General features: G+C 32.6%; 21 protein-coding genes. 3 read left to right on the forward strand and 18 right to left on the reverse strand.

What is annotated here, in order from left to right; genetic code table 11:
* Positions 1 to 141: 141 nt before the first annotated feature.
* Positions 142 to 501 (reverse strand): HesB/IscA family protein, encoded by a 360-nt coding sequence (locus ACP3TL_RS07910; protein WP_069817990.1) that lies wholly within the window; start codon positions 499 to 501, stop codon positions 142 to 144.
* Positions 502 to 513: 12 nt separating this feature from the next.
* Positions 514 to 750 (reverse strand): YuzB family protein, encoded by a 237-nt coding sequence (locus ACP3TL_RS07915; protein WP_002512218.1) that lies wholly within the window; start codon positions 748 to 750, stop codon positions 514 to 516.
* 454 nt (positions 751 to 1,204) lie between these two features.
* Here ACP3TL_RS07915 and ACP3TL_RS07920 point away from each other — a divergent pair, with 454 nt between their 5' ends.
* Complete coding sequence (locus ACP3TL_RS07920; protein ID WP_069817989.1) at positions 1,205 to 2,269, forward strand: NAD(P)/FAD-dependent oxidoreductase; 1,065 nt, start codon at positions 1,205 to 1,207, stop codon at positions 2,267 to 2,269.
* Positions 2,270 to 2,408: 139 nt separating this feature from the next.
* Here ACP3TL_RS07920 and ACP3TL_RS07925 read toward each other — a convergent pair whose 3' ends face one another.
* A complete protein-coding gene (locus tag ACP3TL_RS07925) occupies positions 2,409 to 2,720 on the reverse strand; it encodes a YuzD family protein (RefSeq protein ID WP_069817988.1) in 312 nt (103 codons plus the stop codon).
* A 106-nt stretch (positions 2,721 to 2,826) separates the two neighbouring features.
* Between ACP3TL_RS07925 and ACP3TL_RS07930 the strand changes: the two genes are divergently transcribed.
* Positions 2,827 to 3,069, forward strand: coding sequence for a NifU family protein (locus ACP3TL_RS07930; RefSeq protein ID WP_002483816.1), 243 nt, complete (start codon positions 2,827 to 2,829; stop codon positions 3,067 to 3,069).
* A gap of 435 nt (positions 3,070 to 3,504) precedes the next feature.
* Here ACP3TL_RS07930 and dltD read toward each other — a convergent pair whose 3' ends face one another.
* The 8 genes from dltD to ACP3TL_RS07970 form a co-directional block, all read right to left on the reverse strand.
* Positions 3,505 to 4,650, reverse strand: a complete 1,146-nt coding sequence (gene dltD / locus ACP3TL_RS07935) for a D-alanyl-lipoteichoic acid biosynthesis protein DltD (protein WP_285326201.1) — start codon at positions 4,648 to 4,650, stop codon at positions 3,505 to 3,507.
* A complete protein-coding gene (dltC, locus tag ACP3TL_RS07940; RefSeq protein ID WP_057512747.1) occupies positions 4,647 to 4,883 on the reverse strand; it encodes a D-alanine--poly(phosphoribitol) ligase subunit 2 in 237 nt (78 codons plus the stop codon). The genes dltD and dltC overlap by 4 nt, the downstream gene beginning before the upstream one ends.
* Before the next feature lie 18 nt (positions 4,884 to 4,901).
* Entirely contained in the window at positions 4,902 to 6,116 is a 1,215-nt protein-coding gene (gene dltB / locus ACP3TL_RS07945) for a D-alanyl-lipoteichoic acid biosynthesis protein DltB (RefSeq protein WP_069833028.1), read from the reverse strand.
* Entirely contained in the window at positions 6,116 to 7,576 is a 1,461-nt protein-coding gene (dltA, locus tag ACP3TL_RS07950) for a D-alanine--poly(phosphoribitol) ligase subunit DltA (protein ID WP_069833027.1), read from the reverse strand. The genes dltB and dltA overlap by 1 nt, the downstream gene beginning before the upstream one ends.
* A 14-nt stretch (positions 7,577 to 7,590) precedes the next feature.
* A complete protein-coding gene (locus tag ACP3TL_RS07955; RefSeq protein WP_069833026.1) occupies positions 7,591 to 7,737 on the reverse strand; it encodes a teichoic acid D-Ala incorporation-associated protein DltX in 147 nt (48 codons plus the stop codon).
* Between the two features lie 409 nt (positions 7,738 to 8,146).
* Positions 8,147 to 9,106: a 2-hydroxyacid dehydrogenase gene (locus tag ACP3TL_RS07960; RefSeq protein WP_069833025.1), complete on the reverse strand. Its 960-nt coding sequence runs from the start codon at positions 9,104 to 9,106 to the stop codon at positions 8,147 to 8,149.
* 10 nt (positions 9,107 to 9,116) lie between these two features.
* Positions 9,117 to 9,896, reverse strand: a complete 780-nt coding sequence (locus ACP3TL_RS07965) for a TIGR01457 family HAD-type hydrolase (RefSeq protein WP_069833024.1) — start codon at positions 9,894 to 9,896, stop codon at positions 9,117 to 9,119.
* 6 nt (positions 9,897 to 9,902) lie between these two features.
* The gene (locus ACP3TL_RS07970; protein WP_069833023.1) at positions 9,903 to 10,334 is read right to left on the reverse strand and encodes a DUF86 domain-containing protein; all 432 of its coding nucleotides are present in this window, start codon (positions 10,332 to 10,334) and stop codon (positions 9,903 to 9,905) included.
* Between the two features lie 148 nt (positions 10,335 to 10,482).
* Between ACP3TL_RS07970 and ACP3TL_RS07975 the strand changes: the two genes are divergently transcribed.
* Positions 10,483 to 10,749, forward strand: coding sequence for a DUF3055 domain-containing protein (locus ACP3TL_RS07975; RefSeq protein ID WP_002508165.1), 267 nt, complete (start codon positions 10,483 to 10,485; stop codon positions 10,747 to 10,749).
* Between the two features lie 222 nt (positions 10,750 to 10,971).
* Here the strand turns inward: ACP3TL_RS07975 and ACP3TL_RS07980 are convergent, their stop codons facing one another.
* From ACP3TL_RS07980 to ACP3TL_RS08010, 7 genes are all read right to left on the reverse strand, one after another.
* Positions 10,972 to 11,355: a YutD family protein gene (locus tag ACP3TL_RS07980; RefSeq protein ID WP_069833022.1), complete on the reverse strand. Its 384-nt coding sequence runs from the start codon at positions 11,353 to 11,355 to the stop codon at positions 10,972 to 10,974.
* A 166-nt stretch (positions 11,356 to 11,521) separates the two neighbouring features.
* Positions 11,522 to 12,451, reverse strand: coding sequence for a lipoyl synthase (gene lipA, locus ACP3TL_RS07985; RefSeq protein ID WP_069833021.1), 930 nt, complete (start codon positions 12,449 to 12,451; stop codon positions 11,522 to 11,524).
* A gap of 81 nt (positions 12,452 to 12,532) precedes the next feature.
* Positions 12,533 to 13,852, reverse strand: coding sequence for a bifunctional metallophosphatase/5'-nucleotidase (locus tag ACP3TL_RS07990; protein ID WP_285336741.1), 1,320 nt, complete (start codon positions 13,850 to 13,852; stop codon positions 12,533 to 12,535).
* Positions 13,853 to 13,874: 22 nt separating this feature from the next.
* Positions 13,875 to 14,699 carry a sulfite exporter TauE/SafE family protein gene (locus tag ACP3TL_RS07995; protein WP_069833019.1) on the reverse strand — a complete coding sequence of 275 codons (825 nt, stop codon included), beginning with the start codon at positions 14,697 to 14,699 and terminating at the stop codon, positions 13,875 to 13,877.
* 10 nt (positions 14,700 to 14,709) lie between these two features.
* Positions 14,710 to 15,558 (reverse strand): DUF72 domain-containing protein, encoded by an 849-nt coding sequence (locus ACP3TL_RS08000; protein ID WP_069833018.1) that lies wholly within the window; start codon positions 15,556 to 15,558, stop codon positions 14,710 to 14,712.
* A gap of 214 nt (positions 15,559 to 15,772) precedes the next feature.
* The gene (locus tag ACP3TL_RS08005) at positions 15,773 to 16,840 is read right to left on the reverse strand and encodes an NAD(P)H-dependent flavin oxidoreductase (protein WP_069833017.1); all 1,068 of its coding nucleotides are present in this window, start codon (positions 16,838 to 16,840) and stop codon (positions 15,773 to 15,775) included.
* Between the two features lie 64 nt (positions 16,841 to 16,904).
* Positions 16,905 to 17,924, reverse strand: a complete 1,020-nt coding sequence (locus ACP3TL_RS08010; RefSeq protein ID WP_069833016.1) for a hemolysin family protein — start codon at positions 17,922 to 17,924, stop codon at positions 16,905 to 16,907.
* Positions 17,925 to 18,097 lie beyond the last annotated feature (173 nt).

Here is an 18,097-nt window from a genome sequence, read left to right on the forward strand (position 1 = left end):
CCAATACTAATTTTATAGTTTTTATAGCTTATTTTCAAGCGCTAATGCCCATATTGTTTATTATTTCACATAAACTTATAAAAGACTATAGTTCACCTTGGATATTATGCGAACTATAGCCTTTAAATTTTAAAAATCAAATTAACAATCTTCTGGAGAACCAGCAACTTTGGCTGTTCTAAATGAACTACCACAACCGCAAGATGCAACTGCGTTTGGATTATCAATTTGGAAACCGCCACCCATAAGTGACTGTTTGAAATCAATTCTAGTACCATCTAATACAGGTTTGTCATATTTTTCTACAAGTATTTTCAAACCGTGGACTTCCAAGACTTCATCGTTGTCACCTGGCTCTGCTTCAGCTGACATGCCATAAGTAAGGCCTGTACAACCGCCACCATTTATTTTAATTTTTAAATAACCATCTGCCATATCATTTTGTTGTAACATGTCTTTTACTTCATATGCTGCTGCTTCAGTTATTTCAACTACTGCCATTATAATTACCTCCTAAAAAATCCATGTTTCTTCTATATGTGCGTAAATTTTTTGTAATAAGTCATCTGGCGATTCACCTTCAACGATATCACCATTCACTAGTGCGTACAACCCACTTGAACATAGTCCACAATTTTGTAGACATCCATATTCTAATACGTCTACTTCAGGGTCATTTTCAAGTTGATTATATACGTAGTCCCCGCCTTTCGCTAAATTCGAAATGCAGAACTCAATTATTGGATTCATAATACACCCTCTCATAAATTATCAGTTAAACAATTATAACAAATACTGGACATATTTGACTACATACTAGCTTATAATATCTACACTTTTAAACTGACTTATCGAACAGAATAAGCAGTTGATTATAGATATATAATAACTCTGTTAAACATATTTATTTATCAAATAGATCACGTCAAAACAAGCCGTTATTACTTAAGTTGATGAAATAATAAATTCTGTTTCAAATTAAATGTAATTACAAATAATAAAGTATCTACTTTATTTGTAGAAGTATTCAAAAAGGCTTATAATATATCTAAGTAAGCAGATTATAGAAAATTGGTATATCGATGAAAGACGAAATATGATTTAACCACATTATATTTAATAACTTACATTGACGAGTTTAATATAAAATACATCTCATTTTATCTTATTGCTCAATACAATTTTTACTAGAGGGGTATCACAAATGAAAAACTTAGTATTATTAGGTGGCGGTTATGGAAATATGCGTATTATGTCACATATTTTACCATCTGCACTTCCTGAAAATTATTCGGTCACATTAATTGACCGTATGCCTTACCACTGTTTAAAGCCAGAGTTTTATGAGTTGGCTGCTGGTACTAAATCTGATAAGGATGTTCGTATGAATTTTCCTGATTCTGATCGCATCAACAATGTTTTTGGCGAAATTAATGATATTGATTTAGAAGATCAAATTATTTCCGTTGGCAATACGAAAGTAGATTATGATGAATTAGTAATTGGTTTAGGCTGTGAAGATAAGTATCACAATGTTCCAGGTGCTGAAGAATACACACATAGTATTCAAACGCTATCTAAATCTCGTGAGACATTCCACCATTTAAGTGAATTACCAAATGGTGCCAAAGTAGGTATCGTTGGTGCTGGATTAAGTGGTATCGAATTAGCAAGTGAATTACGTGAAAGTCGTGAAGATTTAAAAATCTACCTCTATGACAGAGGCGAACGTATTCTACGTCGTTTTCCTGAAAAGTTAAGTCAATATATTGAAAATTGGTTTAAGAAAAATGATGTAACTGTAGTACCAAACTCTGATATTAACCGAGTGGAACCAGGTCGTATCTATAATAATGATGTACCTGAAGAATTAGATTTAATCGTGTGGACAGCAGGTATTCAACCTGTTGAAGTAGTAAGAAACCTTCCAATAGACATTAGTAAAGGTGGCCGTGTTATTTTAAATCAATATCACCAAGTGCCTACCTATAAAAACGTCTATGTGGTAGGTGACTGTGCAGAATTACCACATGCACCAAGTGCACAGCTCGCTGAAGCACAAGGTGATCAAATTGCAGATGTTATGAAATTACAATGGCAAGGCAAAGCACTTCCAGAAAAAATGCCTGAAATTAAAGTTCAAGGTTTCCTTGGCTCACTTGGGGATAAAAAAGGTTTTGCTTATATAATGGACCGTACTGTTACCGGGCGCTTAGCTTCTATTTTAAAATCAGGCGTACTATGGTTATATAAATACCATAACGGTTAAATAGCCCTCTCTTCTCAATTTCACTATTAAGAAAAATAAATTTGGACAATAAAGCGCTTAAGACATTATAATTAAATGTCTCAAGCGCTTTATATTTTTTAAAAACGTAATATTAAATGAAAGACTAAACAGTAAATGATTAATGCGAATCCATAAATTTCGTGATATCTTTTAATTGAACATAACCATCTGATACATATGCTTCATTTATAGTAACTAATGGATAGAATAATTCATCTTCTTGAATGCGTTCAATGTACTGTTGATCATGATCTGTTAAGTTCTCAGTATCTTTTTCAATATCAATATATGTGAATTCAAACTGAATATCTGGATACTTCCTTTTTAACAATGGTTGTAACCAATCATAAGTATTGCGTGCTGTTGGTGCATTAACACAACTTGCACAAACAATATCTGCACCATAAACGATTACACTAGCTTTATTCATTTTAACATTCCCCTTTTGTATCGATTGATAGATTTTTCCTTACATTTCTATTATAATAAAAAGATAAGTAGAATATGAAATAACTCACTTGAAAGGAGGCATTTCCATGCCAACTGAAAACGTAACAATGTTTGATCAAGTAGCAGAAGTAATTGAAAAACTGCGTCCCTTCTTACTACGTGATGGCGGTGACTGTTCACTCGTTGATGTAGAAGATGGTATTGTTAAACTACAATTACATGGCGCTTGTGGTACATGCCCTAGTTCAACAATCACTTTAAAAGCAGGTATTGAACGTGCTTTGCATGAAGAAGTACCAGGAGTAATCGAAGTAGAACAAGTATTCTAATTGATATATTCATATATAGATAACATCTAAAGATCAAGTTTCTTTCGAGCACTTTAATTAACTATTTCACTTTTGCAATGCGAATAGTTTCAAAGCATAGACAAGCTAAACAAATAACATCGTTTAGCTTTTTTATTTTGCTAAAATTACAAGTGCTTTAATATAGATGTATGCTTTGTCATAATATCAATTTTCTGACTGATTATACAATATTACGGACTTTTTTCACCGTGACTCTCTAATAAATGCATCCTAAAAATAGTATAGGGAATACGAAATCAATTTCTGATTCGCATTCCCTATCTCATAATAACTATTTGTCTTTATAAATGGAGAAGTATTTTTTTAAAAACTTAATATAAATACATGCTCAGTTTAGACATCTAATCTACTGATTTATCAATTTGGTCGGAGACTTGTTAATAAAGCGCTAAATTATTCTTGTAAGTGTTGATTAATTCTTTCGCTTATATACACCCAGCCTTTCCAGCCAATATGTACTGCATCACTTACAACATATGGTTCATAATCTTTATCTGACATATCATAAACTTCCCCGCCATGTTCTACAATTGTTTGATTGATTTTTTTATAGATACCTTGTCTTCTGTGTTTATCAATACCAATATAATCATACCACTTACCATTAGATGGTAAGATTATATATTCAACATCAGCACCAGCTTCGTTTAGTGTATCTACTAACAATGCTAAATCATTAAACTCAGGCGAGTTAATATTGAACTCATAATCTCTATTTATTTTACGTTTATGGCTTTTTATTAAATCCCAATATTCATCTCTAATACCAAACTCATTTGATTTTGTTCGTGCTTTTCCATATTTTTCTGCTTGCTGTTGAATATCTTTCCATGACTGGCCTTCTTGAGTTACAGGTTTAACTTGCGATAATGGAGAGGAAGTTAACGGAAACATAGCTTTTATTAATTCAATTTTTTTAAATTGATTATCTTTGAAAGATGAAATATAAGCATCATTAACATTTTGGGGTTGTTGCGCTACTTTTTCCAAGTACGACTTATTTTCAGCATCTTTAAACTGTAACAACCTTTTAGCAAATCGTTGTTTAAGTTCAGGGCTTAAATTATTTTGTTTAAACAGTTGATTTAACTGCGCTTTAGAAATACGTGCTTTAAAATTTTCAGAGGTTAAACCATTATTAGTAAACCATTGTGGTGATACAATAAAGGCCATTTTTTTACCTTTAAGATTATCATATTGCGAACCAAGTTCTACTGCGTTAACTAAATCTGTTGAACCACCCGTTCCAATTAAAAATGGTTTGCCAGAAATATTTTTATCATTGTTTATTAATATAGCTGGGTTAAAAGGATCATCTTTTTCAAGTTCACTCGAACCGTAAATTGGATAATATGCATCAGATTCATACATTTTATCTTGAATTAACGTTCCTTTTAACACTTGATCTGATAATGATATACGTTGTGCTTCTAACGTTTTTGAATTGACCAATCCTGTAAACCAATTCACTGGTATAGCTAAGAAAATCCCAAACAATATAAGACTTACGATAATTGGTATAAATGGCTTTAATTTCATCTTAATTCTTCTAAAACCGCTACAATTTTATTTGGTGTTTCCCATTCGTCTCTATCAAAATCCATGATTGAAACCTCAATATCTAATTTGTTTTGTATTTCTAGTAAAAGCCCGACTGTTTGAAATGAGTCTATTATGCCTTCTTCAAATAACTCAACATCTGGATTCTCTTTAACAATACTATTTTCAGCTACTTCTTCTAATAAATCTAAAACTTGCTCTCTAAATTCCATGAAAATTCCTCCTATTTTTTAAAACAGTTTTCCTGAAAATATCAGAAAACCAAATGTCACAAAATGAAATGTGATAACGATACTTAACATTGTGGTAAATTGATTTTGCCATCGTGGTGGGTGGTTTTTCCGCCACTTTTCATAATAACCGTAGCCAATAAAGAGTGCCGCATGATACAAACCATATAAAATATAATGAAATTCAATACCATGCCACACACCCATGATTAAAAAGTTAAGTGAGAACGCAATATTCGACATCGTAAATTGGCTTTTCAATAATTTTTTCTTTGACATAAAGAATAAGGCCCTCATATATATACAATCTCTAAACCAAAACGATAAAGACATATGCCATCTATTCCAAAAATCCTTAATATTTTTAGCTTTAAAAGGTTGCTTAAAGTTTTGAGGCGTTTGTATGCCATACAAATAACTAAATGCAATTGCAAACAACGAATAGCCTGCAAAATCAAAAAACAAATATAAACTGTAGGCATACATATACAACCATTTTGCAGAAAATCTCGTAAAATCTAACATAAGTGGATTGATTGCATACATTTGGATTAAGTAAGCAATAATATATTTATACAAAAATCCTAGCATTATAAAATGAATTGCTTTAACTAATAGTTCACGATAACGCTCACTATTAGGTACCTTATTATCATCTTTTACAAATCGTTTATATCGATCAATAGGCCCTGATGAAATGGTTGGAAAGAATGAAATAAATTGTATGACTTTCCAACTTTTTATTTCTTTAATTGAGCCGTCACGTATTTCCATCAATAATTGAACACTTTTAAAAGTTACATATGAAATACCTAAAAATCCTATGAACTCTATTACTTTATTTTCGTGAAGTTTCAGCTGTGCAGTTCCAAACCAAGAACTTTGCATCACTTTCACAATAATTAACGGTAATATAGATAATGTGATTACCATAAAAAATTTGTTAAATGTATTATTTTTAGCTCTAGATTTCCAATAATACATAATAATTACGACTTGCCAAATCGTATAAAGCACAAAATTTATAACCTGAACACTTAAATAATCCAGTCCAAATAAATTGTGCTTTTCAGATGAGAAAATAAGTACAATCATTATCGCAGTACTCACACCATTATATATACGACTTCTTTTACCCATAAGACCAAGAATAATGACCGGTATTAATACTATAATTGCTATGAGAAAAAACATAAATGTGCCATATGGAATCATTACATTACATCCTCAGCAATCTTTTTACGATCTAATTTACCATTTACTGTTAGAGGCAATTTATCTTGGAATATAACTTTCCTTGGTATCATATATTCTGGTATATGCTGTTTTAATTCATATTTGATGCCATGAATTGCTTCTTGTTCATTTTCAACACGGTCCGCTTCATTTACTACGATTACCGCATTTAAATGTATGACTTTATTACCTTTATATATTGGCACTACTATAGCTTCCTTGATACATGCTATTTGGCGTAATTGAAATTCTATTTCTTCTAATTCCATTCTGTAACCATTTAATTTAATTTGAAAATCTATGCGACCATTAATAAACCACTGGTCATCTCTTAATTCTGCCTTGTCACCAGTGTAGTATTGTTTTTTATTATTGTTTATTTTAAAAACTTCATTAGAACGCGCCTCATCTTTGACGTATCCTTTGCTTACACACTTTCCAGAAATAACAAGCTCGCCTTTATCTGAAAGTGACAAAAATGTACCTGGTCTTGGCACTCCTACCGGTAAAGGATTATATTGCTTAATTACCGCTTCAGTAATCAATATGCTTGTAACAGCTACAGTTGCTTCTGTAGGACCATATGTGTTGTATATATAAGCAGATGGAAAACGCTGTAATAACATTTCGGCAGTTCTATGCGTCAAAATTTCACCACAAAAGAAAAATTCTTTTAAACTCGTGTATGTTGTCTCAGATAAATTAGGTAGCATTAAACACATCTCCATAAAGGATGGCGTTGAAACCCATATATTTATGTTTGAGTGCTCCAGCATCTCATTTAATAGTTTAGGTTTATTAATCATCGTTTTATCTACTAAATTTAATGTGCCTGCGGTAGCGATACATGGATACACTGCCATTACTGATAAATCAAATGAAAATGGTGCTTGATTCAACCATTGTTGCTTATAACCTAATGCATTAAGGTCAACCATCCATTTAGTGAATTCATTTAAACTTTCGTAGCTTATTTGAACTCCTTTAGGCTCACCTGTTGAGCCAGATGTGAATATCGTATAAGCAATATCCTCACCTACCATTTTAGAATCAAATTGTTTCATGTTTAATGTACTTATTATCATACTGTGATCTATCACATCAATTTTCTTTATATTTATATCATTGTCAGTTGTATTGAATATAAATTGACCTTCTATTTTTTCAATAATGGACTGAATACGATCTTTAGGGATAGATGTATCGAGCGGTACATAACCACAACCTGCTTTAATACTTGCTATCATGCCGACAATCATAAATGGAGACATGTGGCCATATAAAATGAGCGGTCGCTTCGAATCTTTAATAATGTCAGCGAGTATATTTGAATATTGGTTTAATTCACGATACGTCAAACTTTCATTATTATGTTGAATTGCTTTATGATCAGGGTGATTTTGGGCATTTTCAATTAGTGAATGTATAATATCTTTCATGCTTCTCTCCTCTATTAAAATTCATTATAAATAAAGTTGTTATGAGTATCGCCAGTACCATATATGAGATACAACGCTATAAAAATAGCAAAATAAAGCAGCGTTATGAGCCAGGGTTTTAACTTATGAAATAATGAATCTTGTTCTATTTTTTTACTCATTGTTCACCTCTTCTGTTTCAATTCAGACTATACTATAATCAAATTATGTAATAAATAAAATTTTATTAACCTAAGCAATTTACATTGCGTTAACATTTTACTAATATATTATACATTTTTTACCACCGCTTGACAATTGAATAAACAAATTTATATATAACAAAAATGTTATATTGAATGACGCATAAAAAGAGAGGAATTAATTTTTATTAAATATTGATATAACAAAATGAGCCACATTAAAAATTAATGTTCTGTTATTTTATGTATTTAAACTTACGAATGTTCATCGTTTATTAAAAATGAGTATTTATTACCTCATTTTTATAATCAATTCAAATTTGAGCAAAAAAACTGCTAACAAAGTCAATGACTTTGTTAGCAGTTCTGAAAAACATGTAATTTAATTTTATGAAATCGGTGTTTTAGCATTTTTATGACTTAACACTAAGCGTATATTATCGACGCAAAGTTGAATCATACGATTTCTCGTTACTACAGATGCACTACCAATATGCGGTAAGATGACTGCATTTTTCATTGATAACAATGGATGCGTCATTTCAATCGGTTCTTGACGTAAGACATCCAAGCCACATGCAGCAATTTCTCCATCTTGTAAAGCATTGACAAGTGCTTCCTCATCAACAACTGCACCTCGTCCAATGTTAATGAATATTGCATCATTTTTCATCTTTTTAAATGCATCAGTATCAAATTTATTTCTTGTATCTTCAGTAAGTGGTGCTGTACAAATAATAAAATCACTATGCTCAAGCAATGTATCAAACGGCACGTACAAAGCGCCTAACGCTTCTTCAGCGTCTTTATGTCGTGATCTATTGTGATACATAATATTTGCATTGAATCCTTTCAAGCGTCTCGCAAAGGCTTTACCGATATCACCCATGCCGTAGATACCCACCTTAGCATTATATAAATCTTTACCTGCCAAAAGATATGGTCCCCAACTTTGCCATTCACCCTTTTGTACGTATTGTTCCGCTTCAACAATGCGTCTTGCCACGGTCAACATCAAAGTGAAGCCCAGTTCTGCTGTTGTCTCAGTTAACACGCCAGGCGTATTCGTAACAACTATCCCTTTACTTTGTACAAGTTGCACATCTATATTATCAAAACCAACTGCCATATTTGCAATCACTTTCAAATGAGGCGCTGCTTCTATAACTTCTTCGTCAATTTTTTCACTTAAAGTTATAAGACAAGCAGTTGCATCCTTTAAAGAGTCCAAAAATTTATCTCTTGGCATTGGTGTATAAGATTCGTTCCAAACTTCTACATCCGCAAGTGTTTCTAATTGTTCTATAAATGACTTAGGTATTTTTCTACTAACGACTATTTTATTCATACAATCACCCCTACATTTTGAGTTCTTTGATCACTTCATTCAAATCTTTAAACGTATAAGTCGGCGGTATTTCTTTTAGTACGATTTGTTCCTTAGTTGTGACGCCAGTTTGTACATGTATCGTATCAATGCCCACATTAATTCCTGAAAGAATATCCGTATCATATAAATCTCCAACCATTGCTACTTCTGAGCGCTCTAAATCTAAAATTTCTAATGCTTTTTTCATAATAATAGGTTCAGGTTTACCGATAAATGTCGGTTGAACACCTGTAGATACTGTTACAACACTTGTAATAGCTCCGTTACCTGGTAAAAAGCCTCGTTCTTTAGGTATCGATACATCTTGATTCGTTGATATAAATTTTGCACCATTGCGTACGCCTAATGTTGCAGTGGTTAATTTTTCATAAGTCACTGCTTCATCTAATCCAATTACTACGTAATCAACAAACTCATCGTCTTTCAATATTAATCCATGACTAGTGAGTGCTTTTTCAAGGCCGCTACCACCTAACATATAAACAGTAGCACCTGGTGATGCTTCTGAAATGTATTCAGCAGTTGCAAGTGCTGAAGTAACTACTTCATCAGCCTTTGCATCTATACCCATTGTATGTAATTTAGAAGCTACTTCTTCTGGTTCTTTCGTAGAATTGTTCGTTACATATAAGTGTGGAATTTGTTGTTGGTTTAGATATTCTATAAATTGCGTTGCACCATCAATCGTTTCATTACCTTTATACATCGTGCCATCTAAATCAATAAGATAAGCTTTGTAATTTTTCATTAATACTTACTCTCCTTTTTTACCAAAAGCTGTAACTGGCACATCTTCACTTTTTAAAAAATGTATGACTTCTTCAATAAATTGTTGATAATAAGGCACTGCCTCATCAAAAAGTGGTATAAGACTGGCCGTATCAAGTTCATCATAATAGTGGACAAACTGCTTTCTTACATCGACCGTTTCATTGATGTGAACTTGTGTGTCTTTAGAAATCACTTTTTCTAATTCTAAAATATCGATAACATCTTTATAGTTACCTGGGTCTCTTAATATAAAGCCATCAATTACCATATTTCCAATATCTACAGCTGACTCTATAAACATTTGTGCAATACGTTCAAACGCATAGTGATTATCTTTATTTTGAGGATAATCTGTAATTAATTGTTGTAAATAATTTAACTTTGTATTCAATTTTTCTTTATTAACAAAATACATCATCGTCACCCCTATCACTCTAATCATACCATACCTTTGCAGTCGAATTCATTTATCGTTATACTGTGAATTAAGACTTTTTAACCATAGAAAATATATTAACTACTGCATTATATTATAAGTCACACGCTACGAGGAGTGTAATAAAATGATTGATATGTATCTATATGACGACGACGAATCAGCTCAAGTCCAATTTGTCGGTTTTGTAGGCGAACATAGTCGTTACGATTTGATGTTAGTCCAAACCAATCGCCATTTTGGTAAAACTATCGTATTAAATATGCAAACAAATAAATTTGGGATTATCGGCACAGATGATTTAGAAGAAGAAGGTTACATCTCGTACATACTTGGTGTTAATGAAGATGAAGGAAATGAAATCACCGAATATTTAAATGAAGTCATTCAATAGTTATTAACTGTTGGAAAAGTTCATCGTTCTTTTTATATCACTTTTTCATACGAAAGGCCTGAGGAAACAATGCGAGCAAGAACTACAGTTCCAATCCGTATTCCTGAACATGAACAATCAACATTTTTTAATATAGCAAAAGAACTCATCCGTAAATTTTAACGGATGAGTTCTTTTTAAATTGGGAGTTTTAGGTTCTGCTCCCGTTTTATTAATCAATATTTATTTTTCTGTATCTTGAATACTTGGCTTAATCTTTACATCTTGCAATTTATTTTCTTCAAAATCAGGATCAGCCTCTTCAGTTTCATCTACATGTGCTTTAAGTTCCTGTTCCGGAATACGTCTCAAGATAAAATATGGGCAACCAAAATTACAGTATTCTAATAAATAATCCTGTATTGTCGAAAAACGTTTGCTCAACTCTGCCTTTTTGTTTTTATCAGTATAAAAACCTTTTAATCTTAATTGTTCGTAACCAAAGTCACCTACGATATAATCATACTTATCTAATATGTCAGAATAACGATTTGCGAATGTTTCCTCGTCAAAACATTCTCTATACTCTTCTATGATTTCAAAGTAGTGTTCATTCACTTTTATCATTTCATTCACCTAATCTAAGTATACTATCCATGCATTCAATGAACACCAAACTGCTATAGTCAGTCTCATGTGATGTATATATACTTTATATTTCTAATAAAGACTTAGTCCATAAAGTGAAGCTAAAATAAGCACACTTAACAAATGAACTAAGTCTTTTTCGCTATTAAATCTTTGTATCAGTACCCAATTTTTCTTCACCAATACGATGTCTTTCTTTTGCTGCTGCATTCACTTGCTCATCTGCATGATATGAACTTCTTACAAGCGGTCCAGCTTGGCAATGTTTGAAACCTTTATCCATCGCAATTTTTCTTAATTTACCAAATTCTAATGGTGTATAGTATTTTTCAACTTTTAAATGTTTACGTGAAGGTTGCAAATATTGACCTATTGTTAAGATATCTACATCATTTGCTCGTAAGTCATCCATTGTTTCATAGATTTCTTCATGTGTTTCACCTAAACCTACCATTAAACTTGATTTAGTCGGAATATCGGGTTGCAACTCTTTTGAGCGTCTTAAGAACTCTAACGTACGATCATACGTTGCTCTTGCACGAACTGTCGGCGTTAATCGGCGGACTGTCTCGATATTGTGATTTAAAATATCTGGTTTTGAAGCCATTAATGTTTCTAATGCTTCAAAATCTCCACCCATATCTGATGGCAAGATTTCTATTGAAGTAAACGGATTACGTTCACGTACCTTACGTACCGTCTCAGCATAAACATTTGAACCAGCGTCTCTTAAATCATCGCGTGCTACTGCTGTTATAACAACATGTTTTAAGTTCATTAATTCAACAGATTCAGCCACGCGTTCTGGCTCATCTAAATCTAACTCGTTAGGTAATCCTGTCTTAACTGCACAGAAACGACAAGCACGTGTACATACTGCACCTAAAATCATAAATGTAGCAGTACGACGTTCTCCCCAACATTCATGTATATTGGGACACTTTGCCTCCTCACAAACTGTATGCAAATTCTTTTCGCGCATCATTTTCTTCAGTCCAGTGTAGTTCTCATTAGTGTTTAGCTTTATTTTCAGCCAATCTGGTTTACGTAAAATTTCTTCGTTTTTAGTAGCCATATCCGCACAATCCTCCTGAGTTTGAAATCTGTAATCATTATAACGAAATTTTCAATAAATTTAAACGTATATTGTTAGTTTTTAAAATTCTAGTAATTTTTCCTTGAAGATATCTCTTAAAAATTCAGGCATTAAGTAATCTATAGCCTCATCTTTTAACATTGGGAAATAACGGCCGAATGTATACATATCAACTGTTCCTAGAATGTAAGTCGCTTCATCATCAATTTCTTCGCCGTTAATAAAGTAACGTGATTCAGACTCAATAAAACCTAAATTATATAATATATATCCACCAAATATATTACCTCTAAAGCCTAATCCTTGTGCATGCTCATGAATATACTCTTGTTTTTGGCTTTTTATTATAACGTTTTTCAATTCTTGACCACTTAATTTAACTCGTACTGCATTAATTGGATGAGGTAGCATCTGATGAATATCATATTCAGTGACTTGATCAGCAATGACACCTTTAACGATTAATCCAGCATTGATAATCGTACAGTCAGCATTCGTAAATTCAAATATACTTTCAGCAAGCATATACGATGTTTGTGTAATAACATCTGTTCTACGTGGTAGCTCTATTTGTCGATCGATAATAGGATCACTTAAAAGCGCCTTACCTTCCGCTTCAAAATTTGTCTCAACTTCAGGCAAAGTTTCTACTGGATATATCGTAGCTTCTTTTTTAACGACTTGTTTGTTTTCAATTTCAAGGGTAACTTCACCTAAAAAATTACCGTATTTGCCTGCAGCTGCCATTAATACACCATTATTCATTTCACCATTTTCAAAATAATGATGGGTATGACTACCTAAAATAAGGTCAATTCCAGGAATTTCTTGGCATAACTTTTCATCGAAGAAAACACCAACATGACTCATAATAATTAATAAATCATACTCGCCTTCATTTGCACTAATTTCATCTTTAATGGCTTCTAAAGGATTAGTTACTACCCAATCAAGTGCTCTATAAAAAGGTGTGAATGGTGCAGTAGCTGCAATAAATAAAATGCGTACACCATCTATCACTTTAATTAAAGATGGTGATAGATGATTCGGTAATTGTCCTTGTTCATCAAAAACATTTGCACAAGTCACTTCGAAGTTCGCATCATCATAAAGTGTATTTAAAGCTTCATGTGAAATTGTCATGCCTTCATTATTGCCAATCGTGGCAATATCACATTGTGCCTTATTTAACAATTCAACATTTTTTATACCCATCGTCGCCTCAGTAACTGGCGCAGATAAATCAACATGGTCGCCAATATCTAAATAGAGTGAGGGATGATTTAGTTTCGGTCTATCTTCGGCTAAATATTTTGAAATTCGTGCATATTCATGTAAATGACTATGTATATCATTTGTATGATAAATCGTTAGTTTCATCTATATTTCCCCTCCTCTTACTTTATAGGAATGATTTTATTATTAAGTATATACCCATAATTAACATAAATGTACGTAATAAAAAGACTACTGTATCTGATTTTATGGATTGATTCACTTTCACGCCTAGTTTAGCGCCAAAATAACTTGCAATAATTAAAACAATAGCATACGACCATGCTACATGGCCTTGTACAATGTGTCCTGCTGAACTCATTATACTTGTGAAAAATATCATCATCATACTTGTACCGACTGCCACATGAGGCGGGAACCTAAATACAATAAGCATTAATGGTGTCATTAATGCACCGCCACCAATGCCGAATAATCCAGTTAAAGTACCAATAAATAGCGTCGCAATAAATGCTACTAGCGGCGGTACACTATAATGATATTTTTTACCATTACCATCGACATAACTGCGCTCATATTTGGGTTTATCAAATATTTTAAATGGCTTAATCTTATTTCTTATAATAAGTAAGATGGCTACAATGATTAAGAATATACCGAAATATAAATTAAAGGATTCTAACGTTAAATAGCGACTTAGTAGTGCTCCAATTAAAGAACCAGGCAATAAGCCAAATAAAAATATTGATCCGTTCTTCACATCTACTTGCTTTGTTTTTAAATAACCTAACGTTGAAGTTAAACCCGTAACTATTAAAATAACGGAAGATGTTCCTATAGCGATTTGAGGCGTAATACCTTCTAATAGGTTATTCTCTACCCCAAGATATATCAATGTTGGCACGATAATGATACCGCCACCGATACCCACAATAGAGCCTAAAACTGCTGATAACCCTCCAATTAAAATCAATAATATAATTGTAAACATGTAATCTCTCCTAGAATAATTTTAATTGTTGCGGCGCTAACCCTTGATAATCTATGCCTAATATTTTTTGATAAGTTTTTGCATTTTGAGCAGCATGGCCACCAGAATTATTATTAAAAACAACATAAATGTTTTTAGCTTTGTGTTCTAATACTTTCACTTTATTTACTAAATCTTTTAATTCTTGTTCATTATAATCATATAAATACCTTACATCTCTCCACGCTTCATCGGTCATGTCTTTTTTAGTCCAGCCGTGAACATTTCTCCCATGATACCTAACAAATGCAGTTTCATGCGTAATGCGATTAACTAACGGAATCGAACCTTGACCTGCTTGCGGTTCATCACACACAGAATGAATTATTTGTTGCTGCGTTAAAAAAGCTAATGTTTCTTCTTTATACGCGTCATTAAACCATGATCGATTACGAAATTCTACACACATAGGAAATGCTTTGAGTTGCTCACGAATATAACGTATATATGTAATATTTTGAACTGTACAATCAAACCATGGTGGAAATTGCACTAATACCATAGCAAGTTTATTTTCGTCTTTTAATGGTTGTAACATCGCTTTAAATTGATCAAATAATATTTGTCTGGTTTCTGCATAATCATGATAATCAGCATGTAAAGTTAATGCTTGATGTATCTTTACGACAAATTCAAAACGTTCAGGTGTTTCTCTTATCCATTTTCGTATATTTCTTTCAGGTTGAATTGCATAATAAGTAGCATCTAATTCTACTATCGGGAAATGACTTGCATAGGTCACTAGTTTATCTGTCTTTCGTTGCAAGTCTTCATATAATGAATCATGATCGCCCCAACCTGTTAATCCAATATTTATCATAGTATCACCAATGTAATGATACCATATATGTTTTATTGGATTCACTTGATTAAATTTAATTTACTATAACTTTAAAAAGTAAGAAATTGCTATATAATACAGAGTTCACTTAGCCTATTTTACTCATTCCTATATTATAGAAAAAAGATTGCTCATAATGTAAGGATACGAGCAATCGTATAGCGTGAGGCATCTATATTATTGATATAACAATTTAACTATTCAATAGTGCCTTTGATTCATTAATTATACGTTGAATTAACAACATAGCGGAAACATTTTGAGCAAGTCGTGGGCTTTGACCACTCCATAAGTGTGTCCACTGTGCGTCGCCTTTTTGAGCTGCTTCTTTACGAATCGCACTCGTTAACTGGTTTTGAATTGGATAATCTGGTATGTCATCGTCATATTCATCCATTTTATGGATAAAATCATTATCAATACCTCGAGCGGGCTTTCCAGTGAATACATTAGTGACTACAGTATCTGTTTCTTTACTTTGTTGTATCATATTTTTATATAGTGATGATGCGCCACTTTCTTCAGTAGTTAAAAATGCAGTTCCCATTTGAACTGCTTCTGCACCTAAAACGATACTTGCAACAAGTCCACGACCATCCATAATACCGCCAGATGCAATAATTGGTATATCAATTGCATCAGCAATCTGAGGGACAAGTGACATCGTTCCAATTAATGGCGTCTGATTACTTCCAGTCACAGTAAACGAACCTCGATGACCCCCTGCTTCACTACCTTGTGCAATAATAGCATCTACCCCTGCACTTTCATTAGCAATCGCTTCATCTACAGAAGTTGCAGTACCCATAATGGTTATATCTCTTTCTTTTAATTTTGCAATCGTTGTTTGATCAGGTATACCGAAAGTAAAAGTAACCACCGGCACGCCTTTTTCAATAACAATATCAATCGCGTGATTAAATTGATGTGTTTCATCCATATTCAATACTGGCTCTTCAAGGTTAAACGCACGCCGATACGGTTTTAACCAAGCATTCATATGCTCTACCTTATCTGGAATATATAATTTCTGACTAGGTACAAACAAATTAACTGCATACGGTAAATCAGTCAGTTGTTGTACATAGGTAATTTCTTTTTCAAGTCTTTCAGGTGTGAAATAACCTGCACCGATACTTCCCAATCCTCCACTATTACTCACAGTTGCTACTAATTCAGGCGTTGTGTTACCTGCCATGCCTGCTTGCAAAATAGGAAATCTAATACCTAAAATCTCAGTAATTCTAGATGATAATTTCATTTAGCACGCCCCTTTTCAACACTTATGTTTAACTGCAAAATGAGTATGAAAGTATTATAAAATGTTATTTCTTGTTGTATGCTTTCATTTGTTCTTCGATTTTTTCATTTTCTTCTTCATCCATTTCATCTTCGATTTCCATACCTAACATTTCTTCAATAAGATCTTCATAGGATACAATTCCATCTGTGCCACCGTATTCATCTAATACAATCGCCAAATGTTTATGCGATACAGTCATTTTTCTTAACACCCACTCAGCCCTATTATGCTCATTTACAAATAAAGCTTCAGAAGTATATTGTGACATATTGTTATCAGTCTCACGGCTCCATGCTAATAAATATTTCGAATGGAAAACACCTATAACATTATCTATATCTTCATCATACACAGGATAACGGGTATATGGGTTTGAAACAACTGTATCATATGCCTCTTTATAGGATACATCTGATGAAAATGCTGTGACATTTATTCGAGGTGTTGTATCAATATCTTTAATTTTTAATTTTTCAAAATCCATAACTCCTTGTATACGGTTACGTTCCATTTCATTAAAGGCACCTTCACTACCGGCAATCGAAACCATCTGTCTGATTTCCTCTTTTGAAAATCGTTGCTGGTCTTCGTTGCCTTTGGAAAGAAACTTATTTATTGCGTCAGTCATACCATTTAAAACTAACGTTATTGGTTTAAATATCATAATAAAGAATGAAATCGGTGTATAAACTAAACGTGAGATCCTATCAGGGTACGTTGCGGCAATCGATTTGGGGATGACTTCAGATATTACAATAATTGTTACTGTTGTCACTGCTGTTGCAATACTAACACTTATGCCTAAATCTACAGCTAAAATCGTTATTAATGTAGGTAAAACAATATTTGCTATATTATTACCAATAAGAATGGTGGTAATAAATTGACTTGGTTTGGTTAATAATTTCGATATCTTTCCGGACTTTTTATCGCCCTGTTGTGCTTCCGTTTGCATCTTCATCTTATTCGCAGCTGTTAATGCGGTTTCGCTGCCTGAAAAGAAAAATGAAGCAAACAAAAGTATGATTATCGCTATAATCATATATGCATTACTCCTTTAGTAAAATTTATAATAAAAAAATTTATAAGTTATACTTTAATTCCCTTCTTTCATAATTTATAAACGTTACAAAAGGATTAGTATTTTGAATCATCTAATTGTGAAGCATTAACTAAATTAAATTTTAAATAAGTTAATTAGCAAATATCATCCTT

Source organism: Staphylococcus caseorum (assembly GCF_049943195.1).
Taxonomy (GTDB): Bacteria; Bacillota; Bacilli; order Staphylococcales; family Staphylococcaceae; genus Staphylococcus; species Staphylococcus equorum_A.

What these genes read in the sequence shown, in the direction of transcription:
- ACP3TL_RS07970 (WP_069833023.1), bottom strand. Translation starts at nt 10,334, where the DNA reads ATGTATTTTGTTAATAAAGAAAAATTGAATACAAAGTTAAATTATTTA.
- ACP3TL_RS07965 (WP_069833024.1), bottom strand. Translation starts at nt 9,896, where the DNA reads ATGAAAAATTACAAAGCTTATCTTATTGATTTAGATGGCACGATGTAT.
- ACP3TL_RS07930 (WP_002483816.1), top strand. Translation starts at nt 2,827, where the DNA reads ATGCCAACTGAAAACGTAACAATGTTTGATCAAGTAGCAGAAGTAATT.
- dltC (WP_057512747.1), bottom strand. Translation starts at nt 4,883, where the DNA reads ATGGAATTTAGAGAGCAAGTTTTAGATTTATTAGAAGAAGTAGCTGAA.
- ACP3TL_RS07910 (WP_069817990.1), bottom strand. Translation starts at nt 501, where the DNA reads ATGGCAGTAGTTGAAATAACTGAAGCAGCAGCATATGAAGTAAAAGAC.
- ACP3TL_RS08010 (WP_069833016.1), bottom strand. Translation starts at nt 17,924, where the DNA reads ATGATTATAGCGATAATCATACTTTTGTTTGCTTCATTTTTCTTTTCA.
- ACP3TL_RS07955 (WP_069833026.1), bottom strand. Translation starts at nt 7,737, where the DNA reads ATGAGTAAAAAAATAGAACAAGATTCATTATTTCATAAGTTAAAACCC.
- lipA (WP_069833021.1), bottom strand. Translation starts at nt 12,451, where the DNA reads ATGGCTACTAAAAACGAAGAAATTTTACGTAAACCAGATTGGCTGAAA.
- ACP3TL_RS07990 (WP_285336741.1), bottom strand. Translation starts at nt 13,852, where the DNA reads ATGAAACTAACGATTTATCATACAAATGATATACATAGTCATTTACAT.
- ACP3TL_RS07920 (WP_069817989.1), top strand. Translation starts at nt 1,205, where the DNA reads ATGAAAAACTTAGTATTATTAGGTGGCGGTTATGGAAATATGCGTATT.
- ACP3TL_RS07915 (WP_002512218.1), bottom strand. Translation starts at nt 750, where the DNA reads ATGAATCCAATAATTGAGTTCTGCATTTCGAATTTAGCGAAAGGCGGG.
- dltD (WP_285326201.1), bottom strand. Translation starts at nt 4,650, where the DNA reads ATGAAATTAAAGCCATTTATACCAATTATCGTAAGTCTTATATTGTTT.
- ACP3TL_RS07975 (WP_002508165.1), top strand. Translation starts at nt 10,483, where the DNA reads ATGATTGATATGTATCTATATGACGACGACGAATCAGCTCAAGTCCAA.
- ACP3TL_RS07980 (WP_069833022.1), bottom strand. Translation starts at nt 11,355, where the DNA reads ATGATAAAAGTGAATGAACACTACTTTGAAATCATAGAAGAGTATAGA.
- ACP3TL_RS07960 (WP_069833025.1), bottom strand. Translation starts at nt 9,106, where the DNA reads ATGAATAAAATAGTCGTTAGTAGAAAAATACCTAAGTCATTTATAGAA.
- ACP3TL_RS08005 (WP_069833017.1), bottom strand. Translation starts at nt 16,840, where the DNA reads ATGAAATTATCATCTAGAATTACTGAGATTTTAGGTATTAGATTTCCT.
- ACP3TL_RS08000 (WP_069833018.1), bottom strand. Translation starts at nt 15,558, where the DNA reads ATGATAAATATTGGATTAACAGGTTGGGGCGATCATGATTCATTATAT.
- dltB (WP_069833028.1), bottom strand. Translation starts at nt 6,116, where the DNA reads ATGATTCCATATGGCACATTTATGTTTTTTCTCATAGCAATTATAGTA.
- ACP3TL_RS07995 (WP_069833019.1), bottom strand. Translation starts at nt 14,699, where the DNA reads ATGTTTACAATTATATTATTGATTTTAATTGGAGGGTTATCAGCAGTT.
- ACP3TL_RS07925 (WP_069817988.1), bottom strand. Translation starts at nt 2,720, where the DNA reads ATGAATAAAGCTAGTGTAATCGTTTATGGTGCAGATATTGTTTGTGCA.
- dltA (WP_069833027.1), bottom strand. Translation starts at nt 7,576, where the DNA reads ATGAAAGATATTATACATTCACTAATTGAAAATGCCCAAAATCACCCT.